Genomic DNA, 24,589 nt, shown 5'->3' with positions numbered 1-24,589 from the left:
AGAGCCGCATGAAGGAGCAGGTCCACGCCGCAGCGCGCCGCGCCCGTGTCGCCGCCGCAACGCTGGCACTCACGCCGAGATCGGGCAAGGACTCCGCGCTCAGCGCGATGGCGGAGGCACTCGTCGCCGGCACCGACACGATCGTCGCGGCCAACGAGCTCGACGTCGAGACCGCTCGTGCAGGCGGCACGGAGGAGAACGTGATCGACCGGCTGCGCCTCGACCCGGCGCGCGTCGCCGCGTTCGCCGACGGGCTCCGGGACATCGCCGCGCTGCCGGACCCGGTCGGCGAGGTCGTACGCGGCTCCACCCTCCCCAACGGTCTGCGCATGCAGCAGATCCGTGTCCCGATGGGTGTCATCGGCATGATCTACGAGGGCCGGCCCAACGTCACTGCCGATGCCGCAGGGATCTGCCTCAAGGCCGGCAGCGCCGTGCTGCTGCGCGGCTCGGCGTCAGCGGCTCGCTCCAACGCCGCGATCATCGAGATCATGCGAGGCGCTCTCGCCGAGGCGGGACTGCCGGCGGACGCGATCCAGATGATCCCCGCCGACGACCGCTCCTCGGCCACGTACCTGATGCAGGCTCGCGGCCTCGTCGACCTCGTCATCCCGCGCGGTGGCGCCGGCCTGATCCGCGCTGTCGTGGAGGACTCGACCGTCCCGGTCATCGAGACCGGCGTGGGCAACTGCCACGTGTACGTCGATGCAGACGCCGACCTCGACATGGCTCTGGACATCGTCCTCAACTCCAAGACCCATCGCACGAGCGTCTGCAACGCGGCCGAGTCGCTGCTGGTGCACAAGGCCGTCGCCGATGCGTTCCTGCCGCGAGTCGTCGCTGCATTGCAGTCCGAGGGCGTGACGATCCACGGCGACGAGTCGTTCTGCGCCGTCCAGGCCGACATCGTGCCGGCGACCGACGACGACTACGCCGCCGAGTACCTCTCGCTCGACATCTCGGCCCGGGTCGTCGACTCGATCGACGACGCGATCGAGCACATCCGTACGTTCTCCTCGGGGCACACCGAGGCGATCGTCACCTCGTCCCTGGCCGCCTCGTCACGGTTCACGACCGGTGTCGACTCCGCCGCCGTGATGGTCAACGCGTCGACCCGCTTCACCGACGGCGGCGAGTTCGGCTTCGGCGCCGAGATCGGCATCTCGACCCAGAAGCTGCACGCCCGGGGTCCGATGGGTCTGGCCGAGATGACGACGACGACCTACGTCGTCACCGGCTCCGGGCACGTGCGATAGATTGGCGGCATGTTCTCGAACCTCGTGGCGGCCGAAGAGCCCCTTCGCGACATCGGCATCGACCCCTGGGCAGTTGGTGGCATCGCTCTCGCGATCCTGATCGTCCTGGTGCTGGGTCTGCTGTCGTTCGGCAAGGGTCGCGAGCACTCCTGAAAGGCATGACCCGCAGCGAGGGCACGGAGCGCCGCCGCGTCGGCATCATGGGTGGCACGTTCGACCCGATCCACCACGGCCACCTCGTCGCTGCGAGTGAGGTGCAGTCGTGGTTCGACCTCGACGAGGTCATCTTCGTGCCGACGGGCGAGCCTTGGCAGAAGGCCGACCGCGAGGTGTCGCCGGCCGAGCACCGCTACCTCATGACGGTCATCGCGACGGCCGCCAATCCGCGCTTCGAGGTCAGCCGCGTCGACATCGACCGCGTCGGCCTGACCTACACGATCGACACGCTGCGTGAGCTCACGGCGTTGCACCCTGACGCCGACCTCTACTTCATCACCGGCGCCGACGCCATGGCGGCGCTCCTCACGTGGCAGGACCACGAGGAGCTGTTCAAGCTGGCGCACTTCGTCGGCTGTACTCGGCCGGGCCACGAGCTCACCGATTCATCGCTCGAGGGCCTGCCGAAGGACCGCATCACCCTGGTGGAGATCCCCGCCCTGACCATCTCGTCGACGGACTGCCGTCAGCGCGTCGAGCGCGGTGAGCCGGTGTGGTACCTCGTGCCCGACGGCGTCGTGCAGTACATCGGCAAGCACGAGCTCTACCGGAAAGACTCTGCATGACCGAGCGCCAGCGAGGGAACCATCAGAATGTCATGCCGACGCCGTCGTATCGTTGGCTCTTCAGGAAGGCTTCGGCATGACTGCGACCGAACGTGCCGTTGAGCTCACGAAGGCAGCGGCTGCCGCTGCCGAGGACAAGCTCGCCCAGGACATCATCGCGTTCGACGTGTCCGAGCTCCTGGCCATCACCGACGTCTTCCTGCTGTGCTCCGCGTCGAGCCCTCGCCAGGTCAGGGCCGTGCAGGACGCCATCGAGGAGCGCATGATCGAGCTGGGCGCCAAGGCCGTACGCCGTGAGGGCGAGCGTGAGGGCCGCTGGGTCCTGCTCGACTTCGCCGACATCGTGGTGCACATCCAGCACCAGGACGAGCGGGTGTTCTACGCGCTGGAGCGACTGTGGAGCGACTGCCCGGTGGTTCCGCTGTCATGACGACTCGCCAGGTGATCCTCTGGCGCCACGGTCGCACGCAGTGGAACGTCGAGGGACGCGTCCAGGGCCAGAGCGACATCCCGCTCGACGAGGTGGGCAAGGAGCAGGCCAGGGCTGCGGCAGCGCGGCTTGCCGCCCTCAGGCCGGACCGCATCGTCAGCTCGGATCTCGTACGCGCCGCCGACACGGCACGGATGCTGGGTGACCTGACCGGCACCGAGGTCGAGCTCGATCCACGCCTGCGGGAGCTCAACTTCGGCGAGCGCGAAGGGCTCACGTGGCGGGAGGCGTGGAAGAAGTTTCCCGACGGCATGCAGGCGTGGGTCGAGGGTGACGAGACCCAGATCCCCGGCAGCGAGACGCACCGGCAGGCGGGGGACAGGTTCGCCGCTGCCCTGCACGACCTGCTCGACGACGTGCCGCCCGAAGGCGTCATGGTCGTCGTCGCGCACGGAGCCGTCCTGCGCACGGGCGCATGCGCGTTCCTCGACATCCCCGAGGCGCACTGGGGCACGTTCGGCGGCCTCGGCAACTGTGCGTGGTCGGTGCTCGAGGAGTCGAGCCACAAGGACTGGTCCCAGTGGCGCCTCACGGAGTGGAACGCCGGGACGCTGCCGGAGCCGGTGCTCTCGGACGACGAGTGACCCGGTTTGGGCATGCGTGGGGTCAGCGGCTAACATTGGCGAGGCCCAACACACGGGCTGCAGCGGGGCATTGGCGCAGTTGGTAGCGCGCTTCCATGGCATGGAAGAGGTCAGGAGTTCGAATCTCCTATGCTCCACAAAACGACGTAGGACCCGGAGTGCTCTTTGCTCCGGGTCCTACGTCGTTCTGAATGCCTGGCGTCACGAGCGTCGCGAACGGTTGCGTGCACCCACGCCCTAGGCTGGTCCTCGCCCCACGTCGTACCAGGAAGGTCCCGCCACCCGTGCTCGCCCGCATCAGCATCGGCATCGCCGCCATGATGGTCGGGGTGCTCATCGTGGCGGCGTACGTCAACAGTCGCGAGGACGACGCGAGTCTCATCCCGGTTGCCACCGGCGAGAAGGCGCCAGCGGGGCTCACACGCTTCTACGACCAGAAGCTGGACTGGACGCCGTGCGCCGGGTCTCTCTGCACCTGGGTGCGGGTGCCACTCGACTACGACAAGCCGGCCGGCGAGACCATTCGCCTTCGGGTCAAGCTGCGTCCCGCGACGTCCGGCAAGGCCGAGGGACGGATCTTCGTCAACCCGGGCGGCCCCGGCGGGTCAGGGGTCGGATTCGTCAACACGTTCGCCTCGCTGACCTCCGACGAGGTGCTTCGTGACCGGGACATCGTCGGCTTCGACCCGCGCGGCGTCGGGCAGAGCGACCCGGTGACCTGCGAGTCGGACGCGACATTCGACAAGCTCATCGCGCTGGATCCTGATCCCGACACGCTCAAGCTGGTCGACAAGCTCGGGAACGGGTTCCGCGCTCTCGGCAAGGCGTGCGTCAAGAACTCCGGCGCCCTCGCGTCACACGTCTCCACGGACGAGGCGGCGCGGGACCTCGACGTGCTGCGCGCCCTGATGGGGCAGAAGAAGCTCGACTACTACGGCGCCTCGTACGGCACGCAGCTCGGGGCGACGTACGCCGACCTGTTCCCGCGGCGGGCCGGGGCGATGGTCCTCGACGGGGCTGTCGATCCTTCGCGTCGCAAGGAGCGCCAGGGCTTCGACCAGGCCAAGAGCTTCCAGCGTGAGCTGAAGGCCTACATCGCGTCATGCCTCGAGGACGGCAACTGCCCGCTCGGCGATGACCAGAAGGACGCGAACGACAACATCGTCGAGCTGCTCGCCAGCCTGGAGAAGACGCCGATCAAGACCCGGTTCGACCGCAAGCTGACCGAGGGCGCGGCGATCTACGGCATCGCCTACGCCATGTACGACCCCGACAGCTGGACGGTCCTGACGACCGGACTCGTCAGGGCGGGGTTCGGCGACGGCAGCATTCTGTTGACGTTGAGTGACCAGTACTACGGACGGCGCCAGGACGGCACCTATCGCGACAACGGTGCGCAGTCGTTCTACGCGATCCGCTGCCTGGACTTTCCCAAGGCACCCGGCGACGGACAGATCTCGAAGCTCCTGCCCGACTACCGCAAGGTGTCGCCCGTGTTCGGGGGCGTCATGGCGTGGTCCGCGGCCGAGTGCCAGAACTGGCCGGCGAAGTCGGAGCATCCCCAACGCGCCGTCCGTGCCGAGGGAGCCGGCCCCATCGTGGTGATCGGCTCGACGAGGGATCCCGCAACGCCCTACAGGTGGGCGGAGACGCTCGCCAAGGACTTGTCGTCGGGGATCCTGGTGACCCGCAAGGGCGACGGGCACACGGGCTACGGCGTTGGCAGCGCGTGCATCGACCGGGTCGTCGACCGCTACCTGGCGTTCCACGAGGAGCCAACCGGACCGGTCACGTGTGATGACACCCACTGAACGTGGAGTGCAGCGTTCGGGACCACCGCGACGCGGCGACCCGGCCTCACAGCACACTGGAGTCATGAGGTCTCGTCTGCGACTCGCCGTGCTGGCGACATTCGTCATCGGTCTCATCCTCACCGGACTGAGCGCCGTCGTCGCCAAGTCGCCCGAGCAGCGCGACGAGATCGACGCGGCCGACCGGGTGGCTCAGCGTTTCGATGCGTCCCTCCAGCGGTACGTCGTGAAGGCAGCCGCGGAGCTCAAGAGCAAACACGACGCGGATCAAGACGGCTACCCCCAGCTGTTGAAGCTGGCGAAGGACCGGATCGCCGACGCGCCTCGGCTGCAGGCCGGCGGGACCACCTCGTACGGCCGGGAGCACAGCGACGACTACCAGGGTGCAGACGATCGCCGGGAGGCCGCGCTGGCGCCCCTCACGACCCTCGAGGCCTACCTTCGGAGCAGGGCGATCCCCACGTCCAAGTTCATCGCAGCCGGCAAGAAGCTCGTCGGGCTACGCCCCGGCACCCTGCTGGGCGACGATCCCGTCCTCACCGGAGACCCGTTGCGGGAGCGTGTGCTTCCGGCGTACGAGAAGGCGCGCAAGCGCCTGAAGAAACTGGACACGCCCAAGGGCTCGGAGCTGCTGCAGCTCGACCTCGTGACCTACGCGAACGACATCATCTCGATGACGAAGGACGGCGCCAAGAAGATCGACGAGCAGAAGGCATTCTTCTTCCAGCTCGGCGACCGTCCGGTGGAGCTCTTCCAACGCCTGGCCGCGCTCGAGAAGGGGATCCAGGTGCAGGTCGCCCAGCAGGTCGAAATCGTCTCCGCGACCCAATAACCCCGTGCGGCGACGATCGTTGTTCTTTGAGAGACGAGCTTCTTGACGACTCCGGTCGGCGCGAAGCGACAAAATGTCTCGGCACGGGGGCTTGGTGTGGTAATTTTCAAGCGCTCGTGTTGCCCAATGACGTAGGGCGCAAAGCACGACAACGCACGCAGCCTTTGTACTCCCGTGAACACGCAGAAATGACGAGGAATCGCATGAAGATCCGCAAAGCCACCATGGCGCTCGGAACCTTGGTCCTGGCTTCCGGCACGTCGATCGGCTTCGCCGGCAGCGCGAGCGCTGCCCCGGCCAGCTTCGCGACCGCCTCGAGCTGCGTCGACGACAGCGCTGACACCAGCGCCGACACGGACACTGACGCCGATGTAGACGCCGACACCAACGCGGACGTCGACTCGACCGACGTCGATGCTGTCGACGCCACGGCGACCGACACGGACACCGACGCCGACACGCAGGTCGACGGCAACCTCGTCCTCAACCTCGACGGTGTCGCGGTCGCCAGCCCCAACGCGATCAACTCCACCGCGGGTCAGCTCACGACCGGCACCGAGACCGACGGCAACCTGGTCACCCAGAACCTCGACATCGACGCCGTGGCGAGCACCAACTCGACGGTCACCGACGGTGTCCTCGCAACGAGCCAGAACACCCAGGGTGGTCTGGTGCTCGGTGACGACGCCGACGCGGACGCGCTCGACATCGACGCTGTCGCCTCCACCAACTCGATCGCGACCGACGTCGGCGCCAACGAGAGCGGCACGATCGCCACCGGCACCGAGACCGACGGCGAGCTCGTCGAGACCGACCTCGACATCGACGCGGTCGCCTCCACCAACTCCGTCGCGCTGGACGGCATCATCGCCACCAGCACCACTGGCACCGACGCTGACGGCGAAGTCGCCGCCGGCCTCGACCTCGACGCCGTCGCCGCGACCAACTCGATCGCCACCGACGTCGACGGCACGACCGGCCTCGAGGCCGTCACCGGCACGCAGACCCAGGGCGAGCTCGTCACCTCCGACCTCGACGGTGTCGCCGTCGCCACCGTCAACTCGGTGGGCGTCGCGGGTCTCGAGGCCGTGACCAGCACGACCGGCACCGAGACTGACGGTGAAGTTGCCGCAGGCCTCGACATCGATGCGCTCGCCGCCAACAACTCTGTGGGTGTCGCCGGACTCGAAGCCGTCACAGGCGGCGCCTCCACGGCGGGTGCCACCACCTCGGCCACCGACGGTGAGCTCATCGAGTCCAACCTGGACATCGACGCGGTCGCCAGCCCCAACTCGGTCGGCGTCGCCGGTCTCCTGGCCACGGGCACCGAGACCGACGGCGGCGCGGTTGCCAGCCTCGACCTCGACGCGGTCGCCAGCACCAACGCGATCACGGGCAACACCGACCTCGACGCGGTGGCCACGGCCGGAGCCCTCGACGGACTCCTCACCACGGGCCTCACCGGCGCGAGCGTCACCGGTCAGCTGAGCGCGACGCAGTTCAAGGCAGCCTCGGACGACTGCGACGACGACGCACTGCCGGACACCGGTGGCTCGAACCTCGGTCTGCTTGCAGCCGGCGGAGTCCTCGTCGCTGCGGGTGGCGCAGTCATCTACGGCGCACGCCGTCGCCAGCAGGCCTGAGTTAGACGAGCAACACGAGCCTGACAACTCTGTATCAGACGCTGTCCACGGCTACGCTTCCGCGTAGTTGTGGACAGCGTCTGTCACGTAAGGACACGTAATAGTGGAAGCACCGGAGCCATCGCGTCACGCGACGCCCATCCCTTCGCTCGGACGCCGCGCCGTGATCGTCGTCATCGGCGTGGTGTTCGCCCTGCACACCGCGTTGGTGACGATCTGGATCCAGCCGCCCAACCCGTTCCGTGATGCTGTGGGTCCGAAGAACGTGTACTCGTACATCAACAACGATGTGTTCCCGTTCGAGCAGTCCTGGTCGGTCTTCGCGCCGACGCCTCGCCGTGGCGGCGAGAACGTCAAGGTCCGTGCCTACTACGGCACGCCGGGCGAGTCGGGCACCCGGGTGACCGAGTGGTTCGACATCACCGCCGACGAGGACAAGCGCATCAAGTTCCTCGTCAACCCCTCACGGTTCCACTCGGCGACCCGGCGCCTCGGCGGCAACGTCAACTCGACCGTGAGCCAGTTCAACGAGAAGCAGCGGCTGCTCGTCGGCGGGAACCTCATCACATCGCCGCGCAGCAAGCTTGCCAAGCTGCTGAAGCAGGCCAACACCAAGGGTCTCGTGGGCCTCGCCAACATCAACCAGTACATCGACAACGACGACATGCTGACCCGTTACGGGACGATGTACGCCAACGCCCGCTGGGGCCACGGAGTGACGGCAGTGGAGTTCCAGGTCGGCCACCGCTCGGTGCCCAACTACACCAAGCGCAACACCGAGAGCTTCCTCGACGTGCCGTTCACGTACTACCGCATCGGCATCCGCAAGGCGATGCCCGGCAACTCCGACGCGCAGGCTGCGTTCGACGGGTACGTGCACAAGGCGCCCAAGACCACCAAGTCCTCGAAGTCCTCGAAGGACGGTGAGTAGTCATGTCACAGCCGTCCATCGCCTCGCGGGGCCTCGATCTCGTCAATGAGTGGTACGACAAGTTCGAGTCGTGGCTCCTGACCGACAAGCGCTCGATCTACGGCGCCTCGTTGGCGCGTATCCTCGCGGGCTGCTCGGTCATGGGCATCCTGATCACCAACTTCCGGGTCCGCAACCTGATGTTCGGCCCGGGCTCGGTGTGGAGCAAGCCGACGCAGGACGGCAACGACATGTACTGGCCGCCGCGGCTCATCGTCAGCCACATGGGCAACACGACGTTCCTGTTCTACTACCTGTTGGTCATCTTCGTCGCGTTCTTGTTCGTGCTCGGCTGGCACACCCGGCTCGTCGGGATCCTCATGCTGATCGGGCACGTCTCGATCATCGAGCGGATCCCTGTCCTCGGCGACCAGGGCGACAACATCCTGCGCGTCGGGATCTTCCTGATCCTGTTCATGAACACCAGTGAGCACTGGTCGCTCGACGCTCGCAGACGAGCGCGCACCCAGCCCGAATCCATGGGCGGGGGAGCGGGCGGTCTCGTCGCTGCCGTCAAGAACGCCTACAACGGCCACCGCGTGCTTCCGCTGTGGTTCACCAACGGTCTCCACAACGTCGTGCTCATCGCGCTGGGGTGGCAGCTCATCATGATCTACTTCTCGGCCGGCTGGTTCAAGGCACAGGGGTCGCTCTGGTACCACGGCACGGCGCTCTACTACCCGCTGCAGCTGCAGGAGTACAAGCCATTCCCGTTCCTCACCGACGCGTTCACCCACGTCGGCGTGATGGTCGGACTGTCGACGTACGTCGCCATGTGCGTGCAGATCGGGTTCGGCTTCGCGCTGTTGCACCCGATCGCGCGACGCGTCGCGATCTTCTGCGCGATCATGTTCCACCTGTCGATCGCGGTCCTCATGGCACTGCCGTGGTTCTCGCTGTCGATGATCGCCTTCGATGCGATCTTCGTGAGCACCTCGACGTTCATCCTGTTCGACCGATGGATCCGCGACAAGCTGCGACCCGTCGCCGACCTGTTCTTCGATCTCACCGACCCGCTGGTCGACAAGCTGCCGGGACGAGCCAAGCAACCGAGCCTGGTCTCGAGCAGCGCCGACTAGGCAGTCGTGGCGGCGACTCTGCGCCCTGAGAGCACCAGCGCGATGACCGGCAGGGTCAGGACGGCCGCGGCCGCGTTGAGCGTGCCGTAGCCGCTGAGCGCGACCACGATGCCCGCCAGCAGTCCACCGAGGGCTCCGGACAGGTTCATCACCAGGTCGGAGAACCCCTGGACGACCGGGCGATGCTCGACGGCGAGCGATGCCGTGAGCTTGGCCGCGCCGGCGATGACCGATGCGGACCAGCCGACGCCGAGCAGCACGAGGCCGATCGTGATCTGGACGTCCGAGTGGCCTGACGTGCCGGCGATCGCGACTGCGACCAGCAGGATCGACTGACCGAGCAGGATCGTCCGGTCGGCGCCCCAGCTGTCGCTGAGCCAGCCCATGAGGGGCGACAGCGCGAACATCCCGGCGATGTGCAGGCTGATCGTGAGGCCGATGACCGACAGGGCCGAGCCATGGTCCTCCATGTGGACCGAGGTCAGTGCCATGACGGCGACCATCACGGCGTGCGACGATCCGATCGCCCAGATCGCCGTGAACGTACGACCACGGATGTGGGGGAGCGCGGCGCGTATGCCGCGGGCTGCCGGCGCGGCATCGGCTGCGTGCACCAGTGGGTCAGGACGCAGCAGGATGAACGTCAGGACACCGGCGACCCCGAAGCCGGCCGCCGAGAACACCACGGGACCCGCGAGGTCGGGGAGTCCCAGCCGGTCGGCGAACGCCGCACCGGGACCGGTCAGGTTGGGGCCGACAACCGCTCCGATCGTCGTGGACCACACGACGAGCGACAGGGCGCGGCCGATCTGGCCCGGAGCGGCTCGGTCGACGGCCGCGAAGCGGGACTGCAGGTTGGCGGCGGTGCTGGCGCCGAACAGCGTCAGGCCGGCCAGGATGACCCACAACGACTCGAGCTCGGCGCCGAGGACCACGGTGGCGGCGCCCAGCGCTCCGCTCAGCCAGCCGAGGGTGAGCGCCGGTCGGCGACCCGTGCGTGCCGCGATCGAGGACAGCGGGATCGTGAACGCGGCGGCGCCCAGCGTCAGCATCACGACGGCCATGCCGGCCCAGCCGGAGGAGCCACTGACGTCCTTGACCAGGATCGCCCCGACGGCAAGACCGGCACCGTTGCCGACCCCACCGATGACCTGAACCAGTGAAAGAACCGAGACGATCCGCCGCTGGGCCGGGTCAGGAGGTGAGCTCACCCGAGCAATCTAGCGGCTTACCAAATGGTGACGCGGGCGTCCTCGTCGAGCCAGAGGTCGTCGTCGGCCGTGACGCCGAATGCCTCGTAGAAGGCGCCGATGTTGCTGACGACCTGGTTGCACCGGAACTCCGGCGGGGAGTGCGGGTCGACCGTGAGGCGGCGCACCGTCTCGGCCGGACGTACCTTGGACTGCCACGCCTGGGCCCACGAGATGAAGAACCGCTGGTCGGGGGTCAGCCCGTCGATCTCGATGTCGTCGGGGTTGGTGAGCCGGAACGCCTGGTAGGCGATGCCAAGGCCGCCGAGATCGCCGATGTTCTCGCCGATCGTGAGCGAGCCGTTGACCGTACGATCGTCAGCGCCTTCGGGCGACAGCGCGTCGTACTGCGCGATGAGGGCCGACGTGAGCTTCTCGAAGGACTCGCGGTCCTCGTCGGTCCACCAGTTGCGCAGCGCCCCGGTGCCGTCGTACTGCGAGCCCTGGTCGTCGAAGCCGTGGCCGATCTCGTGCCCGATGACGGCGCCGATCGCACCGTAGTTGACCGCGTCGTCGGCATCGGCGTGGAAGAACGGCGGCTGCAGGATCGCGGCGGGGAAGACGATCTCGTTCATCGTCGGGTTGTAGTAGGCGTTGACGGTCTGCGGCGTCATGTACCACTCGTCGCGGTCGATCGGCGAGCCGATCTTGGCGAGCTCGCGGTCGGTGGCGACGGCGATGGCCCGGCGGGCGTTGCCGAGCAGGTCGTCGGGCGCGGTCTCGAGGGCCGAGTAGTCCTTGAACTCGTCGGGGTGCCCGATCTTGGGGTTGAAGGTGTCGAGCTTCTCGTGCGCCTGCTTCTTGGTCTCGTCGCTCATCCACGGCAGCGCGGAGATGCTCTGCCGGTAGGCCTCGAGGAGGTTGTCGATCAGCTCGGTCATCCGCTCCTTGGACGTGGGCGGGAACTCCGTGCGTACGTAGATCTTGCCGACCGCCTCGCCCATCGCGCCCTCGACGAAGCCGACGCCGCGCTTCCAGCGGGGGCGCAGCTCGTCGGTACCGCTGAGCGTCTTGCCGTAGAACTCGAAGTTGGCGTTGACGAACGCCGACGACAGGTAGGGCGAGGCGCTGTGGACGACCTGCCAGCGCAGCCAGTCCTTCCAGGCGTCGAGCTCGGCCGGGACCAGCAGGGTCTCTAGCCCCTCGAGGTAGGACGGCTGCGCGACCACGATCTCCGCGATCACGGGTGCCGGGATCTTCGCGGCCTCGGACCATGCGGTCCAGTCGAACGACGGGGCGAGCGCCCGCAGTCCCTCGAGCGTCTTGAGGTTGTAGGTCTTCTGCGCGTCACGGGACTCGACGCGGTCCCAGTGGAACTTCGCCAGGCGGGTCTCGAGGTCCATGATCCGCTGGGCGCGCCCAGCGGTGTCGTCGAGCCCGGCCAGGCCGAGCATCGTCGTGAGGTGTACGACGTACGCCTCGCGGATCGCCGCCGAGCCCTCCTCGCGGTAGTAGGCCTCGTCGGGCAGGCCGATGCCGCCCTGCCCGAGGTGCGTCACGTAGCGATCGGGCTGGCCGCTGTCGGGACCGATGTACATGCCGAAGACGCTGCCGACGCCCTGGCGGTCCAGCGTGCCGAGCGTCGCGATGAAGCTGGGGATGTCGGTGATCGCGTCGACCTGGGCGAGCTCACCCTGGAGCGGTGATGCGCCGAGAGCCTCGACGCGGTCCTCGTCCATGAAGCTCGCGTAGAGGTCGCCGATCTTGCGCTGCTCGTCGTCCTCGGGCGCCTTGCTCGCGGTCTCGATGATCTCGCGAACCTTGGCCTCGGCCTCGTCGACGAGTGTCACGAACGAGCCGGCGGTGGCCCGATCGGGCTTGATCTCGGCGGTGCGCAGCCAAGGGCCGTTGACATGTCGGAACAGGTCGTCTTGAACGCGGATGGACGGGTCGAACTGCGTCATGTCGATGCCGTGGGTCACGCCAGTAGGCTACACAAGTGAGCAAGACCCTTCCCGTCCAACTGACCGTGATCCGGACCGAATTCGTGGCGCCCTCGATGCGACGCGTCGTGTTCGGCGGCGACGGTTTTCCCGAGTTCCTGAGCCGCCACCAGGCGCTCGGCGGCTCGTACACCGACGAGTACGTCAAGCTCGTCTTCCTCGCGGAGGGATACGTGTATCCCGAGCCGTTGGACCTCGACGGGGTGCGCGAGACGATGCCCCACGAGGCGTGGCCGGTGCTGCGGACGTACACGATCCGCTGGGTCGATCCGGAGGCACAGGAGCTCGCGATCGACTTCGTGGTGCACGGCGACGAGGGCATCGCCGGCCCGTGGGCGGCACACGCCGAGCCCGGCGACCTCATGCACCTGCGCGGGCCCAACGGGGCGTACGCGCCGGATCCCGCGGCCGACTGGCACCTCTTCGTCGGCGACGAAGCCGGCCTGCCCGCGATCTGTGCCGGACTCGAGGCGTTGCCCGCGGGGGCCCGAGCCGTGGCGTTCGTCGAAGTCGGGGAAGCCGGCGACGAGATCGCCATCGCCACGGTCGCCGAGCTCGAGATCCACTGGCTGCACCGCGGTGATGCCCCCGCCGGCACGACGACGTTGCTCGACGACGCTGTGCGCGCGTGGGAGTGGCTCCCGGGACGCGCGCAGGCCTTCATCCACGGCGAGTCCGCGCTGCTCAAGAGTGTCCGCCCGTACGTGCTGAAGGAGCGCGGCGTGGCCCGCGCCGACGTGTCGGTGTCGGCCTACTGGCGGCGCGGTGCGACCGAGGAGGGCTTCCGTGAGTGGAAGTCGGCGCAGAAGGACGCGGTCATGCGACCGGGGGCGTCCTGAGCGCTGCGCTGACGGTAACCTCGTCGGGTGACTGAACTCCGCAATGTGGCTGTCGTCCTGGCCGGTGGCACCGGCACGAGGGTCGGCCTGTCGATCCCCAAGCAGCTCATCAAGATCGCCGGCAAGACCATCATCGAGCACACGATCGCGGCGTTCCAGGCGTCCCCGCTGATCGACGAGATCGTGATCCTGATGGCTCCGGGCCACCTGGATCCCGTGCGCGCGATCGTCCAGAACGGCGGCTACGGCAAGGTCACCCAGATCGTCGAGGGCGGCGAGACCCGCAACGAGTCGACCAGTCGTGCGCTCGAGGCCCTGGGGTCTGACGAGTGCAACGTGCTCTTCCACGACGCCGTACGCCCGTTGGTGTCGCAGACCATCATCGGCGACGTCGTCGCGGCACTCGCGACGCACGAGGCCGTGGACACCGCGATCCCGTCGGCGGACACCGTCGTCCAGGTGCACGACACCCCCGACGAGACCAACACGATCTCCGACGTCCTCCCGCGTCACCTGCTCCGCCGTGGGCAGACCCCGCAGGCCTTCCGCCTCTCGGTGATCCGCAAGGCGTACGAGCTGGCGTGGCAGGATCCCGACTTCACCGCAACGGACGACTGCACCGTCGTGCTGCGCTACCTGCCCGAGGTGCCGATCGCGGTCGTCCAGGGCCACGAGCGCAACATGAAGGTCACCGAGCCGATCGACGTCTACATCGCCGACAAGCTCTTCCAGCTGCACTCGGCCGACACGCCCGACCAGCTGACCGACGAGCAGTACCGCGCCGCCCTCGAGGGCAAGACCATGGTCGTGTTCGGCGGCTCGTACGGCATCGGCGGCGACATCGCCGAGCTGGCCCGCGGCTTCGGCGCCACGGTGCACTCGTTCTCGCGCTCGTCGACCAACACGCACGTCGATCGTCGCGAGGACATCGCCGCTGCTGCCGCCGCCGTGCTGAAGGAGTCCGACTCGATCGACTTCGTGGTCAACACGGCCGGAGTGCTGGTGATCGAGGACCTCGCCGACACGTCGGAGGAGACGATCTTCGCCGCCACCGAGATCAACTACCTCGCGCCGATCTTCATCGCGCAGGAGTTCTACCCCCACCTCGCGCAGTCGTCGGGCTCGCTGCTGCTGTTCACGTCGTCGTCCTACACGCGCGGTCGCGGCGGCTACTCGCTCTACTCCTCGGCCAAGGCCGCCGTCGTCAACCTCACGCAGGCACTCGCTGACGAGTGGGCCGGCGAGGTGCGGGTCAACTGCGTCAACCCCGAACGTACGGGCACGCCGATGCGCACCAAGGCGTTCGGAGAGGAGCCCGAAGGGACGCTGCTGAGCTCGATGGAGGTCGCGCGGCAGTCGCTCGACGTCCTGCTGGCCGAGCAGACCGGCCACATCATCGACATCCGGCGCGAGGACGGTCCGGCCGCGGTCGGCGGAGGCTCGTAGGCCGATGGCTGGGGGGGCGGTCGACCCGGATCGGTGGGTCGTCGACTCACCGGCCCTCGGGTCTGGGCTCCAGCCCTCGCGGTTCCGCGGTGACAAGCCGCCCCGCAAGCCACCACGATCGGCCGCGCCGGTCGCGCTGACCATCTCCGGCGGCGGGTTCCGGGCGACGCTCGCCGGCCTCGGCGCGATCCGGCTGCTCGCCGATGCCGGGATGCTGCCGGATCTCCGGTACGTCTCATCGGTCTCTGGCGGCTCGCTGGCCAACGGCCTGCTGGCATCGCGCTGGCCGGTGCTGCGTGAGGCCGGCTTCACCGGCGCGGCGGTGCAGGAGCACCTGATCGACCCGTTCATCCAGCGGATCTCGTCGGAGTCCCTCAAGTGGTCGCTGGTGCGGGGCATCTGGCGCACGATCGGGCCGTCGACGCGTACGGACCTGCTGGCCCGGCGCTTCGACGAGTGGTGGTTCGACGGCGTCGAGCTCGCGCAGCTGGATCGTGGGGTGCGCTGGATCGTCAACGCGGCCAACCTGACGACCGGTGTGCGCTTCGGGTTCGAGCGCGACATGGTCGGCGACTACACGATCGGGCACGTGCCGACGGCCGGAACGGGGCTGCGGCTCAGCACCGCGGTGGCCGCCTCTGCTGCGGTGCCGGGCGCGTTCGCACCGGTGGTGCTCACGTCGCCGGAGTTCCCTGGCGCTGAGCAGACGCCCGTGCTGATGGACGGCGGGACGTACGACAACACCGGGCTGCAGGCGCTCGACGACAAGGCATACCGGGATGTCTTCCTCGTGGCGCTCAACGCCGGCGGCCTGCTGCGACCGGGGCCTTACGGGCGAGTGCCGGTCATCCGCGACCTCGCCCGGGCCAACTCGCTGCTCTATCGCCAGAGCGTCGCCCTGCGGACTACGAGCCTGGTGGCGCAGTTCCAGCGCGGTCGCAAGGCCGGCGCGGGGCCGCTGCCCGCCGACGCCCGCCGCGGTGTGCTGACCGGCCTGGTCACGGCGCTGCCCGATCCCGGACCTGCGCCTCTGCGGGCCTGGCGCGCGGCATTTCCCGAGGCGCGTACGTACGACGGCCGTGACCTCGCCCTGGTGCCGACGGTCTTCGACAAGCTCGAGCCGGCGCTGTGCCGTGCCCTGGTGCACCGTGGCTGGTGGACCGTCGGCGCAGCCCTCGCGACATTCTTCCCGCGCCGCCTCGGCGACTTCGACGAGTGGGTCGCGCCCGAGCTGTGAGGTGGGACCGCTGGGAGTGACGTTTCGGTCGCGACACGCCGCGACCACCCGACCGGAACGTCACTCCCAGCGGGATCTCAGGGCAGGTCGAGGAAGCGGACGTCTTCACCGGTGACGAGGACGACGCGGCCGTCGGGAAGGCCGAGCGTGCGGACCTGGGCGGCGTCGTCGCCGTACTCCACGGTCCTGACCTTGCTGCTCAGGCGGCCGTGGGTGACCTTGAGCACGACGAGCTTGACCTGCCCTTCGTGCTGGATGACCGTGAGTGCGGTGTCGCGCAGGGGCAGCCAGGTGAACGACCGGGGATCCTGTGACGCGAGGGCATAGGCGCCGGGATAGCTCTCGACCGCCGTACGCCTGACGTTCGTCAGGTCAGCGGTGTTGAACAGGCCGATCTGCGCCCCGGAGCCCCCGCCACCATCGCCGATCCCCAGCATCCACGCGTCACTCAAGGGGTGCAGGTAGTCGCTGTAGCCGGGGATCTTGAGCTCGCCGAGCAGTCGCGGCTTCGCCGGGTCCGCGAGGTCGACCGTGAACAGCGGGTCGGTCTCCCGGTACGTCACCAGCACCGCGAGGCCGTCGAACCAGCGGACGCCCTTGAGCTCCTCGTCCCTGCCCAGCCCGTCGAGCCGGCCGATCTCGGTGAGCTCCTTGCCCTCGCGACGGAACGTGACGACGGAGTTGAAGTTGCCGGTCTCGCTCGACGGCCCCACCGCGACGCGCAGGACGTCGTCGGCCTCGTCGAGCGACCATCGGTCAGCGATCGTGCCCTCGACCTCGCCGGAGGCGACGTGGACTGCGTCGATCCCGTCGAGCGTGAAGTCGTACAGGTGGGTGGTCCCGGCGCCCTTCGGTGGCGCGAAGGGTTCCATGCGGCTGTCGAGCATGCACCTGCCGCAGCCCCACGGCGTCTGGCTGTCGGCGAGGTAGAGATGGTCCGCCGACTCGTACGCGATCGTGGTCGCGCCGGCGAGCCCGATGGCATGCGGCCTGGTCGGCTCCTTGGCGGTGAACCCGACGATGCTGACGGTGTCGAGACCGGCTGAGTCCGGTGGCACGGCGACGTTGGTGCACTCGAGCAGCTGCTCGGACCCATCGCCGACGTCGTAAGACGGCAGCCAGTCCTTGATCGTCGACTTCTCGACCGCGCGACGGTTGGCGGCCAGTGCCTCGCGCTCGGACACCTTGCCACCGGGCTGGACGAAGTCGAGCGTCGGCAGACCGGCGGCAAGCACGAGCCGCACGCTGGACGCGTGCTGACGGGCGGAGAGCACGCGCGAGGAGTACGTCACCGTGGACGTGATCCTGGGGTCGGCCGGATCAGCGAGGGAGACGGCGATGACCCGACTGCCGCGACGCGCGCCGGTCAGCTCGTCCCTGGGGCTGACTGCATCCGAGCCGATCGCCACGACCCTGGACCCAGACAGCAGGAGCTCGCCGTCCTCGAGGCGGGGGAGGTTGAGCGTCGCCCGCTTGACCATCGTGGGGCCCGTCGCGTCGTAGACGACCAGGTCACGACCACGCAGCCGCACGACGAGGTCGCCGTCGGTCTTGACCGTGTCGGGCTCGTCGACGCCGGTCTCCTGCACGTTGGTCCCGGTCTCGCTAGACGTCTGCGAACGCTGGCCGCTAGACGTACGTTCGGGAGCCGCCTGTTCCGCCAAGTCCGCACCAAGGTCCTCTGCCTTGTACGTCTCGCGGCGGTCGCCGAACCCCCAGCCCCACGCCGTGACGATGCCCAGCCCGCGGTCGCGGTACGACTCGAGCAGCTGGGCGCAGCTCTGCGCCGGCTTAAGGTCGGCCTGGAACGCCGCCGGGCTCGCGTCGCTGCGCGATGCCGAGACGTGCGGGCCGGGTCCGTTGCCGACGGCCGCTCCGGCGACGAAGGCGCCGACGACCGCGGCCGTCGCGCCCACCGCCAGCACGGTCTGCCGGAGCTTGCGACGCCGAGCGGCTTCGGCCCGGCCGGCAGCCAGGATCGCGTCGACGGGCGGCTTGCCGGTCGGCGTGCCGTCCCAGAGGTCTTCAAGCTTGCTCATGATCGCGCTCCTCTGAGAGTTCGGTGAGGTGGTGGGAGCCGGCCAGGGCAGCGAGCGCGCGCGAGAGCCGGCTCTTGACCGTGCCGGCCGGGACCCTGAGCGCCGCCGCGGTCTGCGCCTCGGTCAGCTGGACGAAGTAGCGCAGCACGACGACATCGCGCTGCTCCTTGGACAGCCCGCCGAGGGCCTGGCGGACCGCGTCGGCGAGGACGACCTGGCTGCTTGCGTCGTCGACCCGGCCCTCCGGCTCGATGTCGACCCGGCTGCGCCACCAGCGCGTACGCCTGACGTCGCGCAGCTGGTTGAGCAGCATCCGGTAGACGTACGCATCACGGTTGTCGGCGTCGGTGACGCGGTCCCAGCTGGCGTAGCAGCGAACCAGAGTCTGCTGTGCGAGGTCCTCGGCCTCGTGCGGACCGGCACCGAGGAAGATGGCGGCGCGTACGAGGTCACGCCACTGCGTGCGTACGAACTCCGCAAAGCTCGCCTCGGACGTCGCGTCCACGCCGCCTCCTCAGATGACCTGTCACCTTACGACGGATCTCGAGGCGGTTCGGTTCCCTGCGGGCTCAGGTTTCGGCGGGAGCCGGCCGCGGATGTGCCCGCTCCCACCAGCTGCAGCCCAGCATCACGACGGCGGCGAGGAGCCAGCCGGCGAGGATGTCGATGACGTAGTGCTCGCCCGCATAGACGAGGGCAACACCCATCAGGAGGGGATAGGCCACGAGCAGCCAGCGCCACGGGCTGCGCAGGCGACTGATCGCGTAGATCGCGACCAGCATCGCCAGGCCACCGTGCAGCGACGGCATCGCGGCGACCGGGTTGCCGACCTTGGCCAGCAGGATGTGGAACCCGCCGAGGCCAAGGTCGTCCCACCCGCGACCGGTGAGCCGCGGGATGTGCTCGGGAATGTAGCCCTCCTTGGACGCCAGCCATGGGGGTGCCATCGGGTAGACGATGTAGATGACCAGAGCTGCGAAGTTGATGACGAGGTAGCGGCGCATCCAGGGGATCCATGCCTCGCGGTTGCGCAGCCACAGCACCACGGCGATCGTCAGTCCGGTCACGAAGTGCGAGAAGTAGACCGTCGTGAGCACCGCGTCGTACCAGCGCGGGTCGGTCGAGCTCGTGCACGGTGCGGCACACCAGGCGTCCTGCAGGCGGGCGGTGGGGATCTCGCCGCGCCCGAGCCACTCGTCGAACCGGATCGGGAACGTCCAGTGCACCGACACCGGCAGCAGGTTGTCGGACATGCCGCGGCTGTAGAGGTAGAGGATCAGGCCGGCGAAGATCAGCCACCAGTCGCGCACGAACGCCAGGTGCGAACGCACCGGCGCCTGGATGTTCCAGACGATCGTCGCGAGCCACAGCCAGCCGAACATCTGATAGGGATCGGTGGGCACGCCGATCAGCACGATCCAGACGGCCAGGGCGATCGCGTACACCGCCAGGGCCGGGCCGCGCCAACGCCAGGAGGTCGTGGTCGGCTGATCGGTACGGGTCGTCATGGGCACACCTTCGGGACTTCGGGCAGGGTACGTGTCTGGGTCGTCAGCAACCAGATCGACCTGCCACAGATCGTTGCCACCTTGCGATAGCCGTCACGAAGCAATGCCTCCGTGCGACCGGGCTCGATGCCCCATGAGTTGAGTCCCGACCAGTTGACGATCCAGGTGGGGCGTTGCGGTGAGGTGATGACCTGGGACAGCTCGCGCAGGTGCGAGTCCCTCGTGCGTACGGGCAGGCTCCAGAGGTAGAGATAGGGGCTCGACATGTGCGCCTCGTAGAGCACATTGGGCTGTCCGAACGCGACCACGCCGGTGTCGCCGGGCTGGCGTGCCTCGCGCAACCAGGTCCCGACGGTGTGCTGCTGGCCGTTGTCGTCGGGCTGGAAGCCGACCGACCAGATCAGGTTGACCATCGTCAGCGCCACCGTCGCGACAGCGAGACGGCGCATCAGGTGTGACGGCAGCCGACCGGCCATGAGCCCGATGCCCAGGCTCGCGGCGGGAACCATCTGGATGAGGTAGTGCGCCCAGTAGCTGCCGCCGAACAGGGCGATGACGAGGCTGCACAGCAGCGTCGCGGCGGTCGCCAGGAGCAACGGGTCCTTGCGGCGTACGCCCTGCCACACCGTGAGGGCGGTGGCCGCACCCAGCCCGCTGACAGTCCACGTGCCCATCATGACAAGCAGACGCAAAGGAGTCGCATCGCTGGCAGACGACCGGATCACCTCACCTGCCTCGGCGCGGAACCGGATGACGGCATCGAACAGGTCCGAAGGCGACGTCCCGCGCGCGTCGGCGCCCAGCACCACCGCTGCGAGCGTGAGCGCGGCACCCAACGCGCCCCAGGCCAGCACACGTACGACGACACCGCGCGACTCGCGCCGTTGCACGGCCGTCGCCAGCGCCAGGGCGAGGGCGAACACGAACGCCTCGATGACGCTCTGCTTGATCGACAACGCGGCGACCGCCAGCATCCCCGCGCCGATTGCGGCCGGCACGCGCCACGGCGTGCGCGTGACGGCGTACAGGGTGAGGGCGATGCTCCACGCCACGAACGGGGCGGCGAGCATCTCGCCGTTGACCCGGGCGATGCCGAGCCACTGGGCGACCCCGAACATCGCCGCCGCGCCGGCTGCCCACCGAGCCGCATCTGCGCCGCGAGCGAGCTGCGCGGCCCAGGCGGCGCCGAGCACGGTCAGTACGGACGCGGCGAGACCGAGGAACCGCAGCCGCGTCACGCCGCCGGCGAGGTCGTTGAGCCACAGCAGCAGGGGAGGGCGGTCGACCCAGTAGCTGCCGTAGAGCGACGTGCCGTCGTGCCAGTGGTTGCCGACCATGAGGAAGCCGGCCTCGTCGCCCCCGACGTACGTGCGGAACATCACGAGGCGTACGGCGATCAGCACGGTGATGGCGGCGGGGATGACCGCCCATGCCGGGATGCGGCGACGTGCCGGAGTCGACACGCCTTAGATCCCGTTGGCGCCGCGGGCCCTCGCGGCATCCCACTCACGGTCGCGGATGGCCATGACGTCTTCACAGGCAGCGATGAAGCGGGCCGTCGCCACGCCCGGAGTCGGATCGCCGAGGTAGTAGTCGATCAGGGCGTCGCGATCGGCCTTGGTCGGATCGGCCGACAGCTGCTCGCCGACGATCGCGGCGAAGTCGTCCGTGGCCGCGAGCTGGGGCACGAGCTGCATCAGCCGGCTCGGGGGATAGGCGACGAGGGGTGTCGTCACCAGCAGCGGCTTGCCGGTCGGCAGCCAGTTGAGCGTCACCGCCGAGACATCGGTGACGAGCAGGTCGGCGTCGGCGAACGACTGCTCGAGGGTGACGTCGGTGTCGACGCGGTCGGCCAGCCCGCGCACGACGGCATCGGCAGCGGCGTACGACGAGCGGATCACGCCGTTGAGCGGGTGCGGCCGGTAGATCACCCGGTATGCCGGCGACAGCGCGCGGACGAGCGCCTCACCGTGCGTCTCCAGCGAGCCGTACGACACGGACGGCTGCGAGGCTTCCCACGTAGGCGCGTAGAGCACGGTCCGCCGCCCGTCGGGGAATGGCGTGCCGCTGACGGCCGCGGCCCCGTCGAGCTGCGGCTGGCCGATCAGGATGCTGCGAGCCGGCGCGTCATAGAGCATGACCGCTGATGCCGTACGGTCGAGCGCCGCCTGGCCGGCGAGGAAGCACCAGTCGTACGCCTTGACCTGGTTGGAGACCGAGACGCCCTTGTCGCTGTCGCCGTGGCCGAGGTAGACGTGCACGAGGGAGGTGAAGCGCAGCGACTCGAAGTTGACCGGGTCGTGGTTGATGTAGAGCGCGAGCTTGACGTCCGACATCGACAGGATCTCGTCGAGCTGGCCGTAGCGCGCGAGCGTCACGCAGTCGAAGCCGGTCTCGTCGCGCACGACCTTGGCGGTGCGGGAGTCCTTGAAGACGCACACGATCGGGTGGACCTCGTCGAGCGCCTTCAGCGCGTGGTACCAGGGTCGCAGCTGGTAGAGGCTGTCCTGAGGCGTCGGGAAGTAGACCATGACCTGCTGGTCGAACGGCTTGCCGAGCCGCGACTCGTCGGTCAGCTTGTCGGGCATGCCGACGGGCAGGAATCGGGAGCGGCGCAGGCGACCGATCGCCCACAGCTGGAAGCGGCGGACCAGGCCGACGCGCGCCTCAGAGGCCATGATCGGCGAAGGCCTTCCCGTCCTTGAAGTGCGGCGCGAGCTTGTTGTCGTACATGCTGAGCGCCGATCCGATCGCCATGTGCATGTCGAGGTACTGGTAGGTCCCCAGTCGGCCGCCGAACAACACGTCGGTCTCGCCCTTGGCCAGCTCGCGGTAGGCCAGCAGCCGCTCGCGGTCCTGCGGCGTGTTGATCGGGTAGTACGGCTCGTCGCTGTGCTCCGCGAAACGGCTGAACTCACGCATGATGACGGTCTTGTCGTCCGGGTAGTTGCGCTCGGGGTGGAAGTGGCGGAACTCGTGGATGCGGGTGTAGTCGATGTCGGTGTCGGCGTAGTTCATGACCGTCGTGCCCTGGAAGTCGCCGATAGGCAGGACCTCGGTCTCGAAGTCGAGCGTCCGCCACGACAGGTCGCCGTGGGCGAAGTCGAAGTAGCGGTCGACCGGCCCCGTGTAGACGATCGGCACCTGGCCGACGGTAGCGGCCTTGTGGTGCGGCTGCGACTCGTCGAAGAAGTCGGCCTCGAGCGTCACCGTGATGTTGGGGTGGTCAGCCATGCGCTCGAGCCACGCGGTGTAGCCGTCGACCGGCAGGCCCTCGTAGGTGTCGGAGAAGTAGCGGTTGTCGTACGTGTAGCGGACCGGCAGGCGCGAGATGATCTCGGCGCTGAGCTCGCGCGGATCGGTCTGCCACTGCTTGGCGGTGTAGCCCTTGATGAACGCCTCGTAGAGCGGCTGCCCGATCAGCGAGATCGCCTTCTCCTCGAAGTTGGCCGGCTCACCGGTCAGCTGCGATGCCTGCTCGGCGACCCACGCCCGCGCCTCGGCGGGGGTGAAGGCGGATCGGTTGAACTGGTTGATCGTGCCGAGGTTGATCGGCATCGAGAAGACCTCGTCGCGGTACGTCGTGTAGACGCGGTGCTGATAGGGCGTGAAGTCGGTGAACTGGTTGACGTAGTCCCAGACCCGCTGGTTGGAGGTGTGGAACAGGTGGGCGCCGTAGCGGTGCACCTCGATGCCCGTCTCGGGCTCGACCTCGGTGTAGGCGTTGCCACCTATGTGGTCCCTGCGGTCGATGACCTGCACCTGCAGGCCGAGCTCACGGGCACACCGGTCGGCGATCGTCAGCCCGAAGAACCCGGAGCCGACGATCAGGAGGTCAGCGGTCATTCGTCAATTGTGCCGGTACGTCCGCAGGATCCATCGGACGCCACGTCTTGTCCCGCCACAGCGCCCGATTGGCCCGGAATCCCCGCGCGAGGTCGCCGAGGCCCTTGAGGGTGTGCTGGACGACCACGAGGCGGAACACCTCCTTGGCCAGCGTCAGGGCGGTGCCGATGCCGAAGCCGACCCGGTTGAGCTTGCCGTACTCGGCGAAGTACTTGCCGACGTACGCGCGGTTGCGGATCACGTGGAAGCGGAACAGCGGGCTGCCGTCGTTGAGATGACGGATGCCGAGGTTGACCTGCTTCTGCTCGCGCTTGCGCTTGAGCACGAACGCGTCGACGTAGACGACGTCGGTGTGCTGCGCGGCCAGCCACGCGTAGGCAGCGTCGTCCCACGAGATGAAGAAGCGCGGGTCGGGGAGGCCGATCTTGCGCACGATCTCGGCGCTGATCAGCATGCCCTCGAACGTGCCGGAGTTGGTCACGGCGTAGCCCTCGCGGCCGAACTGCTTGCCGCTGTAGGGCAGCGGCACGCCGAGGAACTCGTTGAACTTGGCCTGCCAGTAGAACGGGGTGCCGTCGAAGTCGTAGCGGCGACCGTGGATGACCTGGAACCGCTGCATCCACGGGGCGAACTGCTCGAGCGCGTCGGGCAGAATCTCGACGTCGTCGTCCATGAGCCACACCCAGTCGGCGCCGAGCTCGAGCGCGACCTTGGTGCCTTCGCTGAAGCCGCCCGAGCCGCCGGTGTTGGTGTCGAGCCGGTGGTTGACGAGGAGATCGGCGGGGAAGTCCTTGGCGGCGGCCGCGAGGACCTCCTGCGTGTCATCGGTGCTGGCGTTGTCGACCACGACGATCTTGAACGGCGGCGTGTCCATCGTCGCCGCGCTGGCCAGGAGCTCTTTGAGGAACGTCGATCGATTGAACGTCACGATCGCGATCGCGATCTTCCCAGGAGCCGAATTCACCCGGTCAACCCTACCGTGAGCGAGGTGCCCCAACGGATGCGCTCCGGCGCCGCCGGTGACGAACATCTCG

The 24,589-nt window shown here is 68.3% G+C and carries 22 protein-coding genes and 1 tRNA gene; 13 read left to right on the top strand and 10 right to left on the bottom strand.

Annotated features, from left to right (window positions below):
- Nucleotides 1-8 precede the first annotated feature (8 nt).
- The 7 genes from BOSE46_RS15370 to BOSE46_RS15340 all read left to right on the top strand — a co-directional run bounded on the left by BOSE46_RS15370 (nt 9) and on the right by BOSE46_RS15340 (nt 4,923).
- A complete protein-coding gene (locus tag BOSE46_RS15370; protein WP_236551768.1) occupies nt 9-1,256 on the top strand; it encodes a glutamate-5-semialdehyde dehydrogenase in 1,248 nt (415 codons plus the stop codon).
- Nucleotides 1,257-1,265: 9 nt separating this feature from the next.
- A complete protein-coding gene (locus tag BOSE46_RS15365; RefSeq protein ID WP_201299647.1) occupies nt 1,266-1,409 on the top strand; it encodes a hypothetical protein in 144 nt (47 codons plus the stop codon).
- A 47-nt stretch (nt 1,410-1,456) separates the two neighbouring features.
- A complete protein-coding gene (gene nadD, locus BOSE46_RS15360) occupies nt 1,457-2,038 on the top strand; it encodes a nicotinate-nucleotide adenylyltransferase (RefSeq protein WP_236551852.1) in 582 nt (193 codons plus the stop codon).
- 76 nt (nt 2,039-2,114) lie between these two features.
- Nucleotides 2,115-2,468, top strand: a complete 354-nt coding sequence (gene rsfS / locus BOSE46_RS15355) for a ribosome silencing factor (protein ID WP_159541065.1) — start codon at nt 2,115-2,117, stop codon at nt 2,466-2,468.
- Entirely contained in the window at nt 2,465-3,112 is a 648-nt protein-coding gene (locus BOSE46_RS15350) for a histidine phosphatase family protein (RefSeq protein WP_159541064.1), read from the top strand. The genes rsfS and BOSE46_RS15350 overlap by 4 nt, the downstream gene beginning before the upstream one ends.
- A gap of 64 nt (nt 3,113-3,176) precedes the next feature.
- Nucleotides 3,177-3,249, top strand: a tRNA-Ala gene (locus BOSE46_RS15345).
- 147 nt (nt 3,250-3,396) lie between these two features.
- Nucleotides 3,397-4,923 (top strand): alpha/beta hydrolase, encoded by a 1,527-nt coding sequence (locus tag BOSE46_RS15340; RefSeq protein WP_159541063.1) that lies wholly within the window; start codon nt 3,397-3,399, stop codon nt 4,921-4,923.
- Nucleotides 4,924-5,115: 192 nt separating this feature from the next.
- On the opposite strand, the gene BOSE46_RS21740 is transcribed toward BOSE46_RS15340, so the two are convergent.
- Nucleotides 5,116-5,172, bottom strand: a complete 57-nt coding sequence (locus BOSE46_RS21740) for a hypothetical protein (RefSeq protein ID WP_371415525.1) — start codon at nt 5,170-5,172, stop codon at nt 5,116-5,118.
- A gap of 786 nt (nt 5,173-5,958) precedes the next feature.
- On the opposite strand from BOSE46_RS21740, the gene BOSE46_RS15330 reads away from it, so the two are divergent.
- The 3 genes from BOSE46_RS15330 to BOSE46_RS15320 all read left to right on the top strand — a co-directional run bounded on the left by BOSE46_RS15330 (nt 5,959) and on the right by BOSE46_RS15320 (nt 9,447).
- Nucleotides 5,959-7,398, top strand: coding sequence for an LPXTG cell wall anchor domain-containing protein (locus BOSE46_RS15330; RefSeq protein ID WP_159541062.1), 1,440 nt, complete (start codon nt 5,959-5,961; stop codon nt 7,396-7,398).
- A 163-nt stretch (nt 7,399-7,561) separates the two neighbouring features.
- Nucleotides 7,562-8,329, top strand: a complete 768-nt coding sequence (locus BOSE46_RS15325) for a DUF5819 family protein (protein WP_159541061.1) — start codon at nt 7,562-7,564, stop codon at nt 8,327-8,329.
- Between the two features lie 2 nt (nt 8,330-8,331).
- Nucleotides 8,332-9,447, top strand: coding sequence for an HTTM domain-containing protein (locus BOSE46_RS15320; RefSeq protein WP_159541060.1), 1,116 nt, complete (start codon nt 8,332-8,334; stop codon nt 9,445-9,447).
- On the opposite strand, the gene BOSE46_RS15315 is transcribed toward BOSE46_RS15320, so the two are convergent.
- Nucleotides 9,444-10,658, bottom strand: coding sequence for an MFS transporter (locus BOSE46_RS15315; protein WP_159541059.1), 1,215 nt, complete (start codon nt 10,656-10,658; stop codon nt 9,444-9,446). The genes BOSE46_RS15320 and BOSE46_RS15315 overlap by 4 nt on opposite strands.
- Before the next feature lie 17 nt (nt 10,659-10,675).
- The gene (locus BOSE46_RS15310; RefSeq protein ID WP_159542823.1) at nt 10,676-12,601 is read right to left on the bottom strand and encodes a M13 family metallopeptidase; all 1,926 of its coding nucleotides are present in this window, start codon (nt 12,599-12,601) and stop codon (nt 10,676-10,678) included.
- 35 nt (nt 12,602-12,636) lie between these two features.
- Here BOSE46_RS15310 and BOSE46_RS15305 point away from each other — a divergent pair, with 35 nt between their 5' ends.
- Genes BOSE46_RS15305 through BOSE46_RS15295 form a run of 3 tightly spaced genes read left to right on the top strand, consistent with a single transcriptional unit; the run spans nt 12,637 to nt 16,162 of the window.
- On the top strand, nt 12,637-13,479 hold the full coding sequence (locus BOSE46_RS15305) for a siderophore-interacting protein (RefSeq protein WP_159541058.1): 843 nt from the start codon (nt 12,637-12,639) through the stop codon (nt 13,477-13,479).
- A gap of 27 nt (nt 13,480-13,506) precedes the next feature.
- A complete protein-coding gene (locus tag BOSE46_RS15300; RefSeq protein ID WP_159541057.1) occupies nt 13,507-14,925 on the top strand; it encodes a bifunctional cytidylyltransferase/SDR family oxidoreductase in 1,419 nt (472 codons plus the stop codon).
- A 4-nt stretch (nt 14,926-14,929) separates the two neighbouring features.
- The gene (locus BOSE46_RS15295) at nt 14,930-16,162 is read left to right on the top strand and encodes a patatin-like phospholipase family protein (protein WP_159541056.1); all 1,233 of its coding nucleotides are present in this window, start codon (nt 14,930-14,932) and stop codon (nt 16,160-16,162) included.
- A gap of 77 nt (nt 16,163-16,239) precedes the next feature.
- Here BOSE46_RS15295 and BOSE46_RS15290 read toward each other — a convergent pair whose 3' ends face one another.
- The 7 genes from BOSE46_RS15290 to BOSE46_RS15260 form a co-directional block, all read right to left on the bottom strand.
- Nucleotides 16,240-18,201 (bottom strand): beta-propeller domain-containing protein, encoded by a 1,962-nt coding sequence (locus BOSE46_RS15290; protein WP_159541055.1) that lies wholly within the window; start codon nt 18,199-18,201, stop codon nt 16,240-16,242.
- Nucleotides 18,188-18,706, bottom strand: coding sequence for a SigE family RNA polymerase sigma factor (locus tag BOSE46_RS15285; protein ID WP_159541054.1), 519 nt, complete (start codon nt 18,704-18,706; stop codon nt 18,188-18,190). Before BOSE46_RS15285 ends, BOSE46_RS15290 begins: the two co-directional genes overlap by 14 nt.
- Before the next feature lie 64 nt (nt 18,707-18,770).
- The gene (locus BOSE46_RS15280; protein WP_159541053.1) at nt 18,771-19,709 is read right to left on the bottom strand and encodes a phosphatase PAP2 family protein; all 939 of its coding nucleotides are present in this window, start codon (nt 19,707-19,709) and stop codon (nt 18,771-18,773) included.
- Nucleotides 19,706-21,172, bottom strand: a complete 1,467-nt coding sequence (locus BOSE46_RS15275; protein ID WP_159541052.1) for a hypothetical protein — start codon at nt 21,170-21,172, stop codon at nt 19,706-19,708. The genes BOSE46_RS15280 and BOSE46_RS15275 overlap by 4 nt, the downstream gene beginning before the upstream one ends.
- A 3-nt stretch (nt 21,173-21,175) precedes the next feature.
- Nucleotides 21,176-22,387, bottom strand: a complete 1,212-nt coding sequence (locus BOSE46_RS15270; RefSeq protein ID WP_159541051.1) for a CDP-glycerol glycerophosphotransferase family protein — start codon at nt 22,385-22,387, stop codon at nt 21,176-21,178.
- A complete protein-coding gene (gene glf / locus BOSE46_RS15265; protein ID WP_159541050.1) occupies nt 22,377-23,555 on the bottom strand; it encodes a UDP-galactopyranose mutase in 1,179 nt (392 codons plus the stop codon). The genes BOSE46_RS15270 and glf overlap by 11 nt, the downstream gene beginning before the upstream one ends.
- Entirely contained in the window at nt 23,545-24,519 is a 975-nt protein-coding gene (locus BOSE46_RS15260) for a glycosyltransferase family 2 protein (protein ID WP_201299646.1), read from the bottom strand. Before BOSE46_RS15260 ends, glf begins: the two co-directional genes overlap by 11 nt.
- Nucleotides 24,520-24,589 lie beyond the last annotated feature (70 nt).

Origin of the sequence: Aeromicrobium sp. 9AM, assembly GCF_902506105.1 — a bacterium.
GTDB lineage: Bacteria > Actinomycetota > Actinomycetes > Propionibacteriales > Nocardioidaceae > Aeromicrobium.
This window is presented reverse-complemented; position numbering and strand designations above follow the sequence as displayed.